Consider the following 16,521-nt stretch of genomic DNA (forward strand, 5'->3'; position numbering starts at 1 on the left):
CGCATCCGGCGTATCCGAATTCCCATCCCAACGAGGCAGGCCAGCCGTGAATATCGTTCAGACCATCGCCATCGTCGTTCCGTGGGCCGCATGGCTCGCCTACTGGATCGCCACGTCGCAGGGCGTGAAGACGACCGTGCGCAAGGAAGCGTCACGCTCGCGCACGCTGCAGTCGATTCCGCTGATCGTCGGCGGCGCGCTGATCATCCTGCCCGATCCGTCATGGCAGGCGCTCGTGCCCGACTGGCAGCGCTTCGGCCTGCAGGCGCAGTGCGGGCTTGCGGTGCTGGTCGCCGGCCTGCTGTTCTCGGTGTGGGCGCGGCTGCACCTCGGCACGAACTGGAGCGTGTCGGTCACGCTGAAGGAAGACCATGAGCTCGTGCGCACGGGGCCGTACGCGCTCGTGCGCCATCCGATCTACACGGGCTGCCTGATCGCGCTCGTCGGCGCCGCGCTGATCGGCGGCGAATGGCGCGGCGCGATCGGCGTGCTGCTCGTGTTCGCGTCGCTCGCGTACAAGGTGCGCGTCGAGGAGAGCTGGCTGACCGGGTATTTCGGGCCGGCGTATGCGCAGTATCGCCGCGAGGTCGCGGCGCTGATTCCCGGCTTCTACTGAACCCCGCGAGGCGCGCGATGGCGAAGATGATCGTGACCGCGATCGGCTCGGCGGGCGACGTGCATCCGCTGCTCGGCGTCGCGCGCACGCTCGCGGCGCGCGGTCATGACGTCGTGTTCTGCACGCACGCGCCGTTCGAGGCGGCCGTGCGCCGTTGCGGTTTCGCATTCGTGCCGGTCGGCACCGCAGCCGAATACGAGGCCGCGATGGCGAACCCCGCGCTGTGGGATCCGCGCACGTCGTTCCGCACGCTGTGGCAGGTGATCGCGCCGATGCTGCGCCCGCACTACGACGCGCTGCGCGCGCTGACCGATGACGATACGGTCCTCGTCGGCACGCTGTGGGCGTTCTCCGCACGCTTCATGCAGGAGCTGCACGGCACGCCGTACGTGTCGGTGCAGGTGTCGCCGTCGACGCTGCTGTCCGCGCATGCGCCGCCGACGCACCCGCGCCTGACGATTCCCGCGCGCTGGCCACTGCCCGTGAAGTCGGCGCTGATGACGCTGATCGAGCGTCAGGTGCTCGACCGCGTGTGCGGCCCCGCGCTCAACGCGGTGCGCCGCGATCTCGGGCTCGCGCCCGCGCGGCGCGTGCTCGGCCGCTGGCTGCATTCGACCGACGGCGTGCTGTGCCTGTTTCCCGGCTGGTTCGCGCCGGCGCAGCCCGACTGGCCGTCGAATCATCTGCAAAGCGGTTTCCCACTGTTCAACGACATTACGACGCCCGACGAAGATGCGGAACTGGATGCGTTTCTGGCGGCCGGCGAGCGGCCGGTCGTGTTCACGGCCGGCTCGACGCTCGTCGATCATGCGGCGTACGCGCGCGCGGTGGCGGACGCGCTGCGTGCGACCGGCGCGCGCGGCATCCTGCTGACGCCGCACGATGTGGCGCCGGACGGCAACCGGCTGCTGGTGCGCCGCTTCGTGCCGATGCGCACGCTGTTGCCGCGTTGCCGCGCGCTCGTGCATCACGGCGGAATTGGCACCGCGGCGCTCGCGTGCGAGGCCGGGATCGTGCAGGTCGTGACGCCGTTCGCGCACGACCAGTTCGACAACGCGCAACGCGTCGCGGCGAGCGGCTGCGGTGTGCGCGTCGACGGCCCCGTCGACGGCGCACGTCTCGGCGCGGCGCTGGCGCGCGTGCTCGACGAACCCGCGTTTGCGGTGCATGCGGCGCGCACGCGCGCGCTGATCGCTGCCGCGCCGGACGGCTGTCACGCGGCCGCCGATTTCATCGAACGGTTCGCGCCGAAGCGCGGGCGGAAGGGCGCGCGAGCCGATGTCGCGGTGGCGGGCGCATGAGCACCGCGTCGCCGCTTCACGATGGGCCCGTCGCGCCGTCCGCGTTCGACGTGCCGGCCCCCGCGCCGGCCGCGCAGCCGGTGCGCGGCATCCGGCTCGCGCTGCTGACGTTCGCGCTGTCGCTCGCGACTTTCATCGAGGTGCTCGACTCGACCGTGACGAACGTCGCGGTGCCGGCAATCTCCGGCAGCCTCGGCGTGTCGAACAGCCAGGGCACGTGGGTGATCAGCTCGTATTCGGTCGCGGCTGCGATCGCGGTGCCGTTGACGGGCTGGCTCGCGCGCCGCGTCGGCGAGTTGCGGCTGTTCGTCGGCGCCGTGCTGCTGTTCACGCTGACGTCGCTGCTGTGCGGGCTCGCACGCGACCTGCACGTGCTGGTGATCTGCCGCGCGCTGCAGGGGCTGTGTTCGGGGCCGATGGTGCCGCTGTCGCAGACGATCCTGCTGCGCACGTTCCCGCCGGACAAGCGCACGATCGCGCTCGCGCTGTGGGCGATGACGGTGCTGCTCGCGCCGATCTTCGGGCCGGTGGTCGGCGGCTGGATCGTCGACAACTTCTCGTGGCCGTGGATCTTCCTGATCAACTTGCCGATCGGGCTGTTCTCGTTCGTGGTCTGCACCGCGATGTTGCGCCCCGACGCGCAGCGCGGCGCGGCCGGCCCGATCGACGTGCCGGGCATCGTGCTGCTCGTGATCGGCGTCGGCTCGCTGCAGGCAATGCTCGATCTCGGCCACGATCGCGGCTGGTTCGATTCGCCGCTGATCGTCACGCTCGCGGTGGTCGCGGGGCTCTCGATCGTGTCGCTGCTGATCTGGGAGGCGGGCGAGGCGCACCCCGTCGTCGATCTCAGCCTGTTTCGCGACCGCACGTTCTCGTTCTGCGTGCTGATCATCTCGCTCGGGATGATGAGTTTCTCGGTGGTCGGCGTCGTGTTCCCGCTGTGGATGCAGGCCGTGATGGGCTACAACGCGTTTCACGCGGGGCTCGCGACGGCATCGCTCGGCGTGCTCGCGCTCGTGTTCTCGATCCTCGTCGGCCTGTACGCGCATCATTTCGACGCGCGCGTGCTCGCGACGGCCGGTTTCCTCGTGTTCGCGGGCGTGCTCGCGTGGGATGCGCATTTCACGCTGAAGATGACGTTCGCGCAGATCGCCGCGCCCGGCCTGATCCAGGGGATCGGGCTGCCGCTGTTCTTCATCCCGCTGACCGCCGCGACACTGTCGCGCATTCCCGACGACCGGCTTGCCGCCGCGTCGAGCCTGTCGAACTTCCTGCGCACGCTGTCGGCCGCGTTCGGCACCGCGATGAGCGTGACGCTGTGGGACAACCGCGCGACCTATCACTACGACGTCGTGTCGCAATCCGTCACGCATGCGTCCGCGAACACGCAGCGCTTCGTGCATGCGCTGAACGGGATGGGCGTGGACGGCGTGCGCGAGCTGAGCACGCTGCACCAGGTCGTGATGCAGCAGGCGTACATGATGGCGACGAACGACATGTTCTGGATGGCGAGCATGACCTGCCTCGTGCTCGCGGCCATGATGTGGCTGACCCGACCCAAGCGCGGCGCGGCGGCGTCCTTCGGGCATTGAGGAGATGAACATGACGACACTCGGCGCACTCGTGATCCTGTATCACCCGAGCGATGCGCAGCTCGAAGCGCTCGGTGCATGGCGGCATGCGTGCGACGCATTGCTCGTCGTCGACAACACGCCGCAGCCCGATGCACGGGCACGCGACCTGTGTGCGCGCGACGGCATCGCGCTGCTGCATCACGGCAATCGCGGCGGGATCGCGGGCGCGTACAACGCGGGGCTCGCGGCGCTGTTTCGCGACCGCATCGATGCGGTCGCGCTGTTCGACCAGGATTCGTCGGTGCCGGCCGCGTATTTCCCGGTGATGCGTGACGTCTGTGCCGGGCTCGCGGGGCGTGCGTTCCTGGCCGGCCCGCGCATCTTCGACGAGAACGCGCGCAGCTTCCTGCCCGAGCTTTCGACCAACGGCATCGGGCTGCGCCGCCTGCACATCGAGCCGGGCGCGCCGTTGCAGCGCTGCGCGTTCCTGATCTCGTCGGGCTGCGTCGTGTCGCGCGACGCGTTCGACCTGCTCGGCCGGTTCGACGAGACGCTGTTCATCGATCACGTCGACACCGAATACAGCTTCCGCGCGCTGTCGCGCAACGTGCCGCTCTATGTCGTGCCGTCGCTGGTGCTGCCGCACCGGATCGGCGCAAAGCAGCGCCACGCGATCGGCCCTTTCGAAATGACGTCGATGAATCACTCGTGGCAACGCCGCTACTACAGCGCGCGCAATGCGGTGCAGCTCGGGATGCAATACGGGCTGCGCTTTCCGGTGGCGATCGTGCCGAACTTGCTGACCGTGTGGCAGATCGTGCAGATCGCGCTCGTCGAACGCGACAAGCGCGCGAAGCTCGCCGGCATCCTGTTCGGTGTCGCGGACGGCCTGTTCGGCCGGCTCGGCCCGCTCGAACGCACGCGGCCGCGGCTGGCCGCACGTGCGCAACGCATTCAGCAGGGATGAGGGGCGCGATGCGGCGTGTGAAGAAAGCGGCGAATCCGGCGCGGGGCGTGCAGGGCGGCGCGATGATCGCGGCGGCGGCTGTGTTGCTGGCGTTGGGCGGATGCGTGCCGTCGGGTTTCCTGCCCTCGCTGTCGCTGCGCGCGCCTGCCGACGATGCGCTCGCGCACACGGCTGGCCCCGGCGCGAACGGCGCGTGGCCGGCGCCCGACTGGGTAAAGCAGTTGCAGGATCCGCAACTCGATGCGCTGGTGGCGGAGGCGTCGCAGAACAGCCCCGATCTGCAGGTCGCGCGGGCGCGGCTGCGGATCGCGCAGGCGCAGCTTCAGCAGTTCGATTCGCTGACCGGGCTGACGGGCACGGCCGGCGCGACGGTCAGCCGCGCGCGGATGCCGAAGCCCGGTGACATCGCCGACGTGACGGCCGGCGGTTATCGTGTGCCGGTCGAGATCTTCGGCGATCCGAACGTATCGCCGTCGTCGGTGTTCGTCGGGTTGAACTACCAGCTCGACCTGTGGGGCAAGAACCGCGCGGCGACGAAGAGCCTGATGTCGCTGCGCGATGCGGCCGGTGTCGAGGCCGAACAGGTGCGGCTCACGCTCGCGGTCGCGATCGTCACCGTGTACTGCCAGCTCGACCAGGCATACGCGACACAGGATCTGCTGCAGCAGAAGTTGAAGGTTAGCCAGCGCGTGACGACCGTGCTGCGCGAGCGCACCGCGCGCGGTCTCGACAATGCGTACGACGCGAGCGATGCGTCGATCAAGCGCAGCAAGCTGCTCGCGCAGATCGCGCTGGGCGACGAGCAGATCAAGCTCGCGCAACTGCAGCTCGGCGTGCTGTCGGGCCGCGGCCCCGAGCGAGGGCTCGCGCTGCAGCGGCCGCGCGTCGGTGCGTTTGCCGGCGGCGCGCTGCCGGCGCGGCTGCCGGCCGACCTGCTCGGGCGCCGGCCCGACATCGTCGCCGCGCGGCTGCGCGTCGAAGCCGCGTTCGCGAATGCGGATTCGACGCGCGCGCAGTTCTATCCGGACGTGAACCTCGTCGCGCTCGGCGGCGTGTTCGCGCTGACGCCCGCGTCGCTGTTCTCGCGCGATTCGCTCGCCGGGTCCGTCGGCCCCGCGATCTCGCTGCCGATCTTTGACCGCGGCCGGCTGAAGGCGAAGCTCGGTGCGGACGTCGCGCAGGCCGACGTCGCGATCGGCCTGTACAACAAGACCGTCGACGACGCGCTCGGGCAGGTCGCGCAGATCGTCACGTCGCTGCAAACGTCGCAGACGCTCGTTACGCAGCAGCAGGATGCGGTGGCGGCCGCGCAGAAGATCGTGCAGATCGCGGCCGACCGCCACCGGCGCGGCGTGCTGATGCAGAAGGATGTCGATGTCGCGGATCTCACGCTGATCGACGAGCGCGCGCAGATGATCGCGCTGCTCGGCCGGCAGCGGACGCTGCGCGTCGGGCTGATCGGTGCGCTCGGCGGCGGGTTCGATGCGGGCGCAACGGTTGCGCAGGCGCCGGCCGTGCATCAGATGCGCAGCGGGGCGGCACGGCGAGGCGCAGCGGCTGCTGCGGCGGCGGCCGTGACCGCGAACCGCGCTGCGGCGGCCGGTACGTCGAACGATGCGCGCGCGGCAAGCGCTGTCGTGCCGCCGGTGACCGGCACGGCGAGCGTCGCACCAGCACGGCGCGACGATGCGGCGCGTCCGTCGACGGTCGGTGCGGCCAACCCTGCCGCGACGCCCCGGAGTACGCCTGTTCTCGCGCGCACGGCATCGGCAAGCCCCGCGCCGACCCCGTCGGTCATGCCGCCGGCGATCCCCGTCTTCCAGCACGATCGTCTGATCGTTACGCAAAGCGACTGATGCACCACGACAACCTTCATACCGCCGCGCCGCCGGCCGCGCTGAACGACCCGGCACTCGACGCGCGCCGTGCGACGCGCCGCAAGCGCTTCGCCGTGTTTTTCGCGATCGTGCTGCTGGCCGCACTTGCGTGGATCGCGTTCTGGCTGTTGAGCGACCGCTATTACGAAGACACCGACGACGCGTATGTCGCGGGCAGCATCGTGCAGGTTGCCGCGCAGATTCCGGGCGCCGTGACCGACGTGGTGGTCGCCGATACGCAGGCCGTGCGCGCCGGACAGACGCTCGTGCGGCTCGACGACACCGAGGCGTCCGTTGCGTTCGCGCAGGCGAAGGCGCAGCTCGCGCAGGCCGTGCGGCAGGTCGCGAACGCGAAGATCTCGAACACGATGTACGTCGAGGCCGTGAATGCGCGGCGGGCCGACCTGTCGCTCGCGCAGCGCGCACTGGTGGCGCGCTCGGGTGCGTCGGTCGAGATCGTCGCGCCCGAGGAACTGGCGCGTGCGCGCGCGGCGGTCGCCGGCGCGCAGGCGAATCTCGCGGCCGCGCAGGCGCAGCTCGACGCGGCGCGTGCGCTCGGCAGCAAGCTGCCCGTCGACGAGAGCCCGGCTGTCGTGCAGGCGGCCGCGCAGTTCAAGCTTGCGTACCGGAACCTGAAGCGCACGACGATCGTCGCGCCCGTCGACGGCACGATCGGGCAGCGCTCGGTGCAGGTCGGCCAGCAGGTCGGGCCGGGCGTGCCGCTGATGTCGATCGTGCAGTTGAACCGGTTGTGGATCGAGGCGAATTTCAAGGAAGGGCAGATCCGCCACATGCGCGTCGGGCAGCCGGTCGAGATCGTGTCGGACCTCTACGGCTCGCGCATCGCCTATCGCGGCCGCGTGCAGGGCTTCTCGGCGGGCACGGGCAGCGCGTTCTCGATGCTGCCGTCGCAGAACGCGGCCGGCAACTGGATCAAGGTCGTGCAGCGCGTGCCGGTCGTGATCGCGCTCGATCCGCGCGACCTCGCCGCGCACCCGCTGCGCGTCGGGCTGTCGATGCGCGCAACGGTCGACACGCACGACCGCAATGGCCATGCGCTCGACAGTGAACCGCCGACGCCGGCCGTCAGCACGCGCGTGCACGACGGTGTGGCAAGCGAGGCGGACGCGGCCGCCGCGGTGGTCATTCGCGAGAACGCCGGCGGTTGATCGTCCGCCGGTGCGTGATACGTCGAAGGCACTGGCCGGCCGAGCGATGTCCGAAAGATTCGAAAAAGGCATGATGCGCGTCAGAAAATATCGTGCCTTGTCGCGGCGCAACGTCATGTTGCGCGCGGCTATGCTGTCGCGCTATCTGGACAGCAATTCGAATCGGAGGCACGTGTGTTCGATCTTTCAGGCAAGGTCGCCGTCATCACCGGAGGAGCGAGCGGGATCGGGCTCGGCATTGCGCGCGGCATGGTTGCCGCCGGTGCGCGCGTCGTGCTCGTCGGCCGCGATCGCGCCAAGGGCGACGCGGCGCTGGCATCGCTGCCGGGCGGCAGCGAACGCGGCCTGTTCATCCAGGCGGACATCACGCAGCGCGACGCGTGCGTGAAGGCCGTCGAGCAGGCGGAGCAGCATTTCGGCAGGCTGGACATCCTCGTGAACAACGCGGGGATGAATATCCGCAAGCAAGGGCATGAACTGACCGCCGACGAGTGGTATCGCATCATCGATACGAATCTGAGCGGCGCCCATTTTTGCGCGCAGGCGATTCATCCCGCATTCCGGCGCGCCGGTGGCGGAAAGATCGTCAATATCGGTTCGATGCTGTCGCTATTCGGCACGACTTACGGCGCGGCCTACGCGGCCAGCAAGGGCGGGATCGTTCAGTTGGGCAAGGCGTGGGCCGTCGAATGGGCGCCGGACAACATCCAGGTCAACACGCTGCTGCCCGGCTGGATCGAAACCGAACTGATCGACGAGGCCAAGCGGCTGTTTCCGGATCTCGAACGAAGCGTCCTCGAGCGCACCCCGTTGCGGCGCTGGGGCAAGCCGCAGGACCTGGCCGGTATCGCGGTCGCGCTGTGCGCCGGCGAGTGCGACTTCGTGACGGGCGCGGTGATTCCCGTGGACGGCGGTTATTCGGTTCAGGGATGACGGCCGGCTGAAGCCCTCCCGTCGTTTCCCGTCCGACTTTCGCATTTCCGCCATCGATGTCGGCGCCGTTCAAACGCGCGTCGCGTTTGAGACATCGGCCCCCCCGTCTCCCGGACTACTCTCGAACAGCACGTTGCGCGTGCGCCGCATTCGCCGGCGCACCACAGCGCCAGCCAACGAGACATGGAGACAATACGATGAGCAGCAATCGAGGTGTCGTCTATCTTGGACCGGGCCAGGTCGAAGTCCAGAGCATCGATTATCCGAAGATGGTCGATCCGAGCGGCCGCGCGATCGGCCACGGCGTGATTCTTAAAGTGGTCAGCACGAACATCTGCGGCTCCGACCAACACATGGTGCGCGGCCGCACGACCGCGCCGGTCGGCCTCGTGCTCGGCCACGAGATCACGGGCGAAGTGGTCGAAGTGGGCCGCGACGTCGAGACGCTGAAGATCGGCGATCTCGTGTCGGTGCCGTTCAACGTTGCATGCGGCCGCTGCGCGATGTGCAAGGACACGCATACGGGCGTGTGCCTGAACGTGAACCCGTCGCGTGCCGGTGGCGCCTACGGCTACGTCGACATGGGCGGCTGGATCGGTGGCCAGGCCGAATACGTGCTCGTGCCGTACGCGGATTTCAACCTGCTGAAATTCCCCGACCGCGACCAGGCGATGGCGAAGATCCGCGATCTGACCTGCCTGTCCGACATTCTGCCGACCGGTTATCACGGCGCGGTGAGCGCGGGCGTGAAGCCGGGCTCGACGGTCTACATCGCGGGCGCGGGCCCGGTCGGCATGGCGGCGGCCGCTTCGGCGCGCCTGCTCGGCGCGGCCGTGACGATCGTCGGCGACATGAACGCGGAACGCCTCGCGCATGCGAGAGCGATGGGCTTCGAGACGGTCGACCTGTCGAAAGACGCGTCGCTCGGCGAGCAGATCGAGCAGATCCTCGGCGTGCCCGAGATCGACTGCGCGGTCGACTGCGTCGGCTTCGAGGCGCACGGTCACGGTTCGTCGGGCCACGCGGAGGAAGCGCCCGCGACGGTGCTGAACTCGCTGATGGAAATCACGCGGCCGGCCGGCGCGATCGGCATCCCGGGCCTGTACGTGACGGACGATCCGGGCGCGAAGGACAAGGCCGCGCAGCACGGCAGCCTGAGCATCCGCTTCGGTCTCGGCTGGGCGAAGTCGCATTCGTTCTTCACGGGTCAGACGCCGGTGCTGAAGTACAACCGCAACCTGATGCAGGCGATCCTGTTCGACCGACTGCCGATCGCGAAGATCGTCAACGTCGAAGTGATCTCGCTCGACCAGGCGCCGGAAGGCTACAAGAAGTTCGACGGCGGCGCGCCGCGCAAATTCGTCATCGACCCGCACGGGTTGCTGGCGGCCTGATGCGCTGACGTTCGACACGCGCAACGTGAAACGGGCGGCGCCGGAAACGGGCCGCCCGTTTTTGTTGCGGGAGCGAACGGCCGGACCACGCGCTCAGTGGCCGCGATAGAGCTTCGCGATCTCGGCGTCGGCGGGTGCGCCGTGCCGCACGTGGCCGGTATGCAGGCTCACACGGCGGATCGCATGCGTGCGATGCGCGGGATCGCGACTGCCTCGCCAGTCCGTCAGACGAACTGCGCCGCTATGCGTTTGGTCGGGCGAGCGTATCGACGGCGCGGCCTGCGCGACCGACATCGCGCCAGCGGGTTCGCTGGTGCTCGCGCCGCCGTGCGGTTGATCGGCCGCCACCTGCGTGCCATTGGTCGAATGAAACGGATAGACGGGCACCGGCAGGACCGGCGGCACCGGATCGTTCGACGCGAGCAGGCCGGCATCGAGCGCCGTCGCTGTCGGCGTATCGGAACCGCGACAAACCGGATCGGCCTTGCACGTCCGGTCGGCCGTCACATAGCCGCCGACCAGCAGCACGAGTGTCAGGATGCTCAGGATCGGTGCGCTCGATGCGCGAGGCCGCCGGAACGCCGCGTTGCGAAGCGTCCGCGCGACGCGTGACGACCACGTATGAAAGGACTGCGTTGCGTGCGTCGTGTGCGCATCGTCCTGCGCGTGGCGAATCGGCACGAACGGTCCGTTCCACTGGCCGCAGACGGGGCAGTGCTCGAGTGCGCGGAATGCCACGAAGCCGCATGCCCGGCAGCGGCAGCAAGCGGCGCGCCGCGATTCGACCCGTGCGCTCAGGACGGCGCGCCAGGCATCGCGCGGGTGGACGTTCCGGTTGGGCAGGATTCGCATCGTCGGAAGCGGGCAGGTGTCGTCAGCGGAGCGAACGATCGCCGGTCATCGTGATTCCGGCTCGTCCGTCACCTTTGCGCGGCGCGTGAGTCGTCGATGGTCGTTCGCTTGCGGTGTTCATGTGTTTCTCCATGACATCGAACGTGCGGAACGCGTTCGTCCGCAGGTGCTTTCCGCTTCATTCTTTGTCGCTGGTGCGCGAAATACAAGGCGCATGTCGGCGGTCGCGATCCGCGTGCACGCGCCCCGCAAGTTCCGTGCTAACCGTCGTGCCGCTGCCGGGCCGCGAGCGTCCCGATGGTCTGCATCGCGTGCTCGACGGCCGGCGTCCACGGCCGCCCGTAGTTGAGCCGCAGGTAACGGCGGAACCCGCCGGTCGCGGAAAACAGCGGCCCCGGCGCGATGCTGACGCCGCTTTCCATCGCATCGCCGAACAGGTGCATCGAATCCACGCGCGGCGGCAGTTCGATCCACAGGAAATACCCGCCGAGCGGCGCGAACACTTCGGTGCCGGCCGGAAAATACGCGCGAACCGCCGCGAGCATCTGCGCCTGGTGCGCGGCGAGATTGCGTCGCAGTTTCCGCAGGAAGCGGTCGTACCCGCCGTCGCGCAAGTAGCTCGAAATCGCCATCTGCGCGGGCACGTCGGCCGACGGCGCGCTCGCGCCCTTCGCCTGCCGGATCTGCCGCACGTAGCGTCCGGCCGCGACCCAGCCGATCCGGAACCCGGGCGCGAGGCATTTCGAGAACGAACCGCAATGCAGGACGAGCCCGCTGTTGTCATACAGTTTGGCGGGGCGCGTGGGCGCCGTGCCGAAATGCAGTTCGCCATACACGTCGTCCTCGATCAACGGAACGCCGCGCGACGCGAGCAGATCGATCAGCGCGTGCTTGCGCTCGTCGGTCAACGTCGCGCCGGTCGGGTTGTGGAACGACGTCATGAACCAGCAGGCGCGCACCGGATGCGTGTCGAGCGCCTCGGCGAGCGCGTCGAGGTCGAGGCCCGTGCGCGGGTCGACCGGAATCTCGACGGCCTTCAGGTGCAGGCGCTGCACGGCCTGCAACACCGCATGGAACGCCGGTCGCTCGATCGCGACGATGTCGCCCGGACGCGTCAGTGCCTGTAGGCTGAGCGTCAGTGCTTCGAGTGCGCCGGTCGTGATGACGATCTCGTCCATCGGCAACGCCGCGCCCGCGTTCAGGTAGCGCAACGCGATCTGGCGACGCAGTGCGTCGTGACCCGGCGGCAAGCCGGACAGCAGTTTCGTGCGATCCATGTTGCGGGCCGCCGATGCCATGTAGCGCCACAGGCTGCTCATCGGGAACAGCGAATAGCTGGCGAATGCGGAGCCGAGCGGGACGATGTCCTCGCACTTCAGCGAATCGAGCAGGCGCAGCAGCGTATCGTCGCCGCTGGTTTGCGCGGGGGCCGGTTTGCGCGGCGGCTCGTGACCGAACCGCACGTGTTTGTCTTCGAGGTTCGCAACGAAATAACCGGACCGCGCACGCGCGACGATCAGACCCTCGCTTTCGAGCGCGTAGTACGCGCGAAACACGGTGGACGGGCTCACGCCATACGCACGGCAGGCTGCGCGCACGGTGGGAATGCGCGCACCGGCCGCAAGGTCGCCGCGCCGGATCGCTTCGGCGATCGTCTGTGCCAGCGCCGCATATCGCTTCATGCCAGCCCTCCGGCCGCTCGGGCCTTGCTGAAAAAAGAGTAGCACGGCGCCGGTCGCATGCAATTGCGCCCCAATCGCTGATCCGCATGTTTTTGACGGGCTTTGATCCTTTTCTTTTGTCTGACGCGCGGGCATCCTCTCGCAAGTCTTGTTCCCGACGTCTGACTACGAAGGAGTCCACGCTGCCCGGCGGCTGATCCGTGACCCTTGCGCGTCCCGCGCGCGACCTTGTCTGCGGCGTCCTTACCTTACCGGAATCGTTCAGCGTGAAATCGAAGACCCTCATCGCGGGCCTCGTGGCCGGCCTCGCCCTCAACCTGCTCAGCGGCGCCGCCACGGCCGCCTGCGTCAGCAACCCCGCAGCCCAGCCCAACGCGACGTTTCCCGCATCGCTGACCGGCAAGCTCGTCTATCACAGCTACGTCAACTACGGCGACGGCACGAGCCAGTTGTTCCTCTACGACTTCTCGGCTCATACGCTGACGCAGTTGAGCAAGAGCACGTGGGGCATCACCGATCCGATGAACGGCGTGTTCAGCCCCGACGGCAAGTGGATCGCGTTCATGGGCGTCAGCAACGGCGCATGGAACGTGTTCATGCTGCAGCTCGGCGCCGGCACGCCGCCCGTCAACCTGACGAACAGCACGGGCGCCACGCGCAACGAGGATCCGAAGTTCAGTGCGGACGGCAAGACGCTCGTGTTCAAGCAGAACGGCGACGTCAAGCAGGCCACGCTGTCGTACACGAGCGCGGGCCCGGTGTTCACGTCGGTCGTGAGCCTGACGAACGCACCGGCCGGCGCCGAATACTCGATGCCGTATCTTTCGCCGGATTCGAGCGCGGTGTACTACGCGACCGGCACCGGTGCGAACATGGGGCTGATGAAGCGCACGATCGCGACCGGCGCGACCGCCGTGTTCGATCATCCGGCCGGGCTGCAGACGTACTACCCGATCGTGCGCGCGGACGGCATGGTGTTCTACGCGCGCTGGAAGGACAGCGGCGCGGCCGACCAGATCTATTCGAAGACCGCGGACCCGGCGTCGACGCCGAACGCGTTGTCACTCAACGACTGCATCAGCAACAACTCGGACCCGGCGCCGGTGAGCGGCACGAACTACCTGTTCTTCTCGTCGACGACGGCCGGTGGTTATCAGCTCTACGTGGGCGACGTGACGACCGGCCAGCGCTGGAGCCTGTCGCAGTTCGGCGTGAATGCCGACACGACGAAGGCGAAGCTCGGGTCGAGCTACTACGGCGGCCCGGCCGCCGCGCAGCCGACGCTGCTGTCGCAAGGGCATCCGGCTGCCGCGTCGGCGAGCTACAGCGCATCGTTCACACCCGACAAGGCGTTCGACGGCAACACGACGGGCACGCGCTGGGATTCGCCGGAAGGCGCCGGTGTCGGTTCGCAATGGATCTCCGTGGATCTCGGCGCGGTGAAGCACATCGATCACGTCGATCTGTACTGGGATGCGGGCGCGCTCGTTTATCAGATCCAGACGTCGAACGACAACGCCAACTGGACGACGATCTATTCGACGAGCAACGGTGGTTCATATACCCACGTCACGCTGCCGAATCTCAACGGCAGCGGTCGTTACGTACGGATGCTCGGCACGCAGCGCGCGACGCAGTGGGGTTACTCGTTGTACGAAATGCAGGTGTGGGGATCGTAAGCGCGAGCCGGACGCAGTCTTCAAGGTCTCGGCATAGTGTCGATCCCCATTGCTGCAGCGATCGCTGATACGTAGCAGATTCCGGTATCGCGATGTTTTGGGAAATGGATGAGTGTGTTCCATCAATAGCGGGAGCCAGGCTGGCCGGACGAGGAACGACGCGTGAGAAGGCGCCGGAACGGCAGGAAGACGACAGCCCGCTTTGCGCGGGCCGGTAACTGCGTCGTGTAACGTCAGTGCGTCTTAGGTATCGGGTTTAGTTTCGGGCAACAGTGATTAGGACACCCGGGGCCGAACGTGATCTCGACGCGCCGCCCGGTATCGTCAAACTCGCTGGCCGGAAACGGCAATCTGTAGATTCGCGCGATGGCGGAATTTCGTTCGCCTCGAACCGAAAATTGATCCAATGCGGCCTTGACATTCGCTGCACGTCGTTGAGCAAGGGCTTCTGGGTCTCTTTCCGTCGGTTCCGCCAAACCGACAACCGAAACCACATCGACAATGGAAAATCGATTGCGCATATCGGCTGACCACACTGACAGCTTCGCCAGTTCGGTGATAGATAGGTCGCTCGAATCATTGTCGAATCGAACATCAAAATCCCAGCCGGGCAAGTTCGACGGCTCATCGCACGCGAATGCCGTATGTGTGCAGCCCAACGCGAGCGCGACGGCAGTTGGCAATTTAGTCAATGTCAACGACATACCCCGCGATGCTGTCAGCGTTGGAATAAGAACGTTTGCATACACGGACGTTTCGTTCCATGGTCGTCAATTGATGGCTTTACTTCGTGGCGTAACGCGTGGATCGTTACACATCCATGCGCAGCTACCTTTACATATCGGTGTAAATTCCACGATTACCTGATGAATGTTGACTGTGCCGTCGGGTCGTTTCTCCACCATTTCATCGGTAAATGTCTTTTTGTCGACGAAAATATTCTCGGCGCTGATGCCAAGTTGTCGTAGGTAAGATATCGTATTATCGGCACGTGCATTCTTTAGATTCTCAATGTTTTTTTCGTGAATATAAGCGCCGGCAATTACGATTGCTTTAATTTTTACATCAGGCCATTTCTTGGCCTCAATAGCGCTACTCGCTATCGTCACTCTGTCTGCATTGGAAAATGTGGTTTCGTTGAATGGAAATTGCACCAGGGCTTCTTCGCCTATCGTACATGCGGTCGCGGTGCCGGACAGCATTGAAGACAGCGCGAGAAGGTAGGCTGGCAAGCCGGGTTTTAGTGAATGTCTGCTCATTATTTGACTATCTTGTCAAAGGTTGCAATGTAGCCGGTGATGCTGTCCGCGTTCGTGATGGCGAGATCTGGGTTCTGCATCGCAAATAATCGCATCCCGATTTCCGTGTCTCCATAGATGACGTCATCGGAATTGAATGTGTCGGTGTAGTGCGTACATTCGTGAATCAGAACCTTTATTTTTGATGCATGGTACAACTCGCCAAACGAATCGCTGCAAAATTTAGAATAGATGGCGATGACCCGTTTATGGGAGTCGGGTTTGCATACGGCTGCATGATTTCGGCCGTTGTCCGGTACAACCGAGCAAGTAAGATTCTTGCTAACTCGGCTGTCCCATCGAACAATTTTTTCAGGAACCAGATCATGCATCGCGGCAAGCAATCGTGGTAGTCCGGAAGATAGTGTGCTGCGAATCTGTGCGTCAGCACGTCCAAAATAGATTGTGGCGCGCGCTTGTTCGTTCGCGTCCCATCGCGCTACCGCTGCAATCCGGTCTTCAATCAGCCTGACGGCCGCGTCGCGTGCGCGCATAACGCTCTCTGCGAACTGCTCATTGCTCATGTTTGGGCATATCGGCGTCGTGTTGATGTCGACATATACCTTAGAGCCGGGCGTCGTGTTTGTCGTGGCCGTGTTGTGTACCAACACGTAGTCGTCGTCAGGATTCGGCATTTCCGTTCCTCGCAATCTCGAACTTGAGCGATTCCGCATGCGCGGATATAACGCGCTGCGTATGGCCCGTTGCGTCTGTCTTGCCGGTAAATACCTTTCCGGATGATAAGCGAATCCGATAGCGGACATTCGCGAGCGGTCGCCCGCTATCTGCATCGCGCAACACGTATTGTTCGTCATGGATGCTCGATGCCGGCGCGTGTCGCGTGGACGCAAACACGGAGCGCGCGGCGAACGGGTTCGCTGCATGGTGGCCGCCGTCGCCCCCATAGAAAATTGTGCTGTCGCTACCCGCGATCAGTCGGTTTTGCCCGCATGGACAGAGTACGGCGTCACCCTCGAGAGCAACACATCGCCCGTGGTGAGTCATGCGCTGCGCACCGCCTACTATCAAGAACGTCCCCTCGCAATTTCCGCATGTCGCCTTGTCGCCATCGAGAGCAACCTGTTTTCCGTGATTGAACATCGTAGACGTAACGGCGATGACGACACCGCCGGTTGTCGTCGCGTCGCCGTTCCTGACTGCTCGTCGGCTCATAGTCGT

The 16,521-nt window shown here is 66.2% G+C and carries 15 protein-coding genes; 9 read left to right on the plus strand and 6 right to left on the minus strand.

Annotated elements, in window-relative coordinates; all coding sequences use genetic code 11:
• Positions 1-46: 46 nt before the first annotated feature.
• From H3H55_RS19825 to fdhA, 8 genes are all read left to right on the plus strand, one after another.
• Positions 47-616 carry a methyltransferase family protein gene (locus H3H55_RS19825; protein WP_011547084.1) on the plus strand — a complete coding sequence of 190 codons (570 nt, stop codon included), beginning with the start codon at positions 47-49 and terminating at the stop codon, positions 614-616.
• A gap of 17 nt (positions 617-633) precedes the next feature.
• Entirely contained in the window at positions 634-1,917 is a 1,284-nt protein-coding gene (locus tag H3H55_RS19830; protein WP_193099871.1) for a glycosyltransferase, read from the plus strand.
• Entirely contained in the window at positions 1,914-3,509 is a 1,596-nt protein-coding gene (locus H3H55_RS19835) for a DHA2 family efflux MFS transporter permease subunit (RefSeq protein WP_193099872.1), read from the plus strand. The genes H3H55_RS19830 and H3H55_RS19835 overlap by 4 nt, the downstream gene beginning before the upstream one ends.
• 10 nt (positions 3,510-3,519) lie before the next feature.
• The gene (locus tag H3H55_RS19840) at positions 3,520-4,458 is read left to right on the plus strand and encodes a glycosyltransferase family 2 protein (RefSeq protein WP_129515659.1); all 939 of its coding nucleotides are present in this window, start codon (positions 3,520-3,522) and stop codon (positions 4,456-4,458) included.
• Positions 4,459-4,466: 8 nt separating this feature from the next.
• Entirely contained in the window at positions 4,467-6,314 is a 1,848-nt protein-coding gene (locus H3H55_RS19845; RefSeq protein ID WP_193099873.1) for an efflux transporter outer membrane subunit, read from the plus strand.
• Positions 6,314-7,504: an efflux RND transporter periplasmic adaptor subunit gene (locus H3H55_RS19850; protein ID WP_193099874.1), complete on the plus strand. Its 1,191-nt coding sequence runs from the start codon at positions 6,314-6,316 to the stop codon at positions 7,502-7,504. The genes H3H55_RS19845 and H3H55_RS19850 overlap by 1 nt, the downstream gene beginning before the upstream one ends.
• A 174-nt stretch (positions 7,505-7,678) precedes the next feature.
• Positions 7,679-8,437 carry an SDR family NAD(P)-dependent oxidoreductase gene (locus tag H3H55_RS19855; RefSeq protein ID WP_193099875.1) on the plus strand — a complete coding sequence of 253 codons (759 nt, stop codon included), beginning with the start codon at positions 7,679-7,681 and terminating at the stop codon, positions 8,435-8,437.
• 197 nt (positions 8,438-8,634) lie between these two features.
• Positions 8,635-9,831, plus strand: coding sequence for a formaldehyde dehydrogenase, glutathione-independent (gene fdhA, locus H3H55_RS19860; protein WP_193099876.1), 1,197 nt, complete (start codon positions 8,635-8,637; stop codon positions 9,829-9,831).
• Between the two features lie 93 nt (positions 9,832-9,924).
• Here the strand turns inward: fdhA and H3H55_RS19865 are convergent, their stop codons facing one another.
• Both H3H55_RS19865 and H3H55_RS19870 read right to left on the minus strand, forming a co-directional pair.
• The gene (locus H3H55_RS19865) at positions 9,925-10,683 is read right to left on the minus strand and encodes a hypothetical protein (protein ID WP_193099877.1); all 759 of its coding nucleotides are present in this window, start codon (positions 10,681-10,683) and stop codon (positions 9,925-9,927) included.
• 260 nt (positions 10,684-10,943) lie between these two features.
• Complete coding sequence (locus tag H3H55_RS19870) at positions 10,944-12,365, minus strand: PLP-dependent aminotransferase family protein (RefSeq protein WP_193099878.1); 1,422 nt, start codon at positions 12,363-12,365, stop codon at positions 10,944-10,946.
• A 266-nt stretch (positions 12,366-12,631) separates the two neighbouring features.
• Here H3H55_RS19870 and H3H55_RS19875 point away from each other — a divergent pair, with 266 nt between their 5' ends.
• Positions 12,632-14,044 carry a discoidin domain-containing protein gene (locus tag H3H55_RS19875; RefSeq protein ID WP_193099879.1) on the plus strand — a complete coding sequence of 471 codons (1,413 nt, stop codon included), beginning with the start codon at positions 12,632-12,634 and terminating at the stop codon, positions 14,042-14,044.
• Between the two features lie 233 nt (positions 14,045-14,277).
• Here H3H55_RS19875 and H3H55_RS19880 read toward each other — a convergent pair whose 3' ends face one another.
• From H3H55_RS19880 to H3H55_RS19895, 4 genes are read right to left on the minus strand one after another with little or no spacing between them, the layout of a single operon-like run.
• Positions 14,278-14,793, minus strand: a complete 516-nt coding sequence (locus H3H55_RS19880) for a hypothetical protein (RefSeq protein WP_319022305.1) — start codon at positions 14,791-14,793, stop codon at positions 14,278-14,280.
• A 21-nt stretch (positions 14,794-14,814) separates the two neighbouring features.
• A complete protein-coding gene (locus H3H55_RS19885; RefSeq protein WP_193099880.1) occupies positions 14,815-15,303 on the minus strand; it encodes a hypothetical protein in 489 nt (162 codons plus the stop codon).
• Positions 15,303-15,977 carry a M35 family metallo-endopeptidase gene (locus H3H55_RS19890; RefSeq protein ID WP_193099881.1) on the minus strand — a complete coding sequence of 225 codons (675 nt, stop codon included), beginning with the start codon at positions 15,975-15,977 and terminating at the stop codon, positions 15,303-15,305. The genes H3H55_RS19885 and H3H55_RS19890 overlap by 1 nt, the downstream gene beginning before the upstream one ends.
• Positions 15,964-16,515: a PAAR domain-containing protein gene (locus H3H55_RS19895; protein ID WP_193099882.1), complete on the minus strand. Its 552-nt coding sequence runs from the start codon at positions 16,513-16,515 to the stop codon at positions 15,964-15,966. Before H3H55_RS19895 ends, H3H55_RS19890 begins: the two co-directional genes overlap by 14 nt.
• Between the last annotated feature and the right edge of the window lie 6 nt (positions 16,516-16,521).

The sequence above is a fragment of the Burkholderia sp. Z1 genome, from assembly GCF_014893795.1.
GTDB lineage: Bacteria > Pseudomonadota > Gammaproteobacteria > Burkholderiales > Burkholderiaceae > Burkholderia > Burkholderia theae.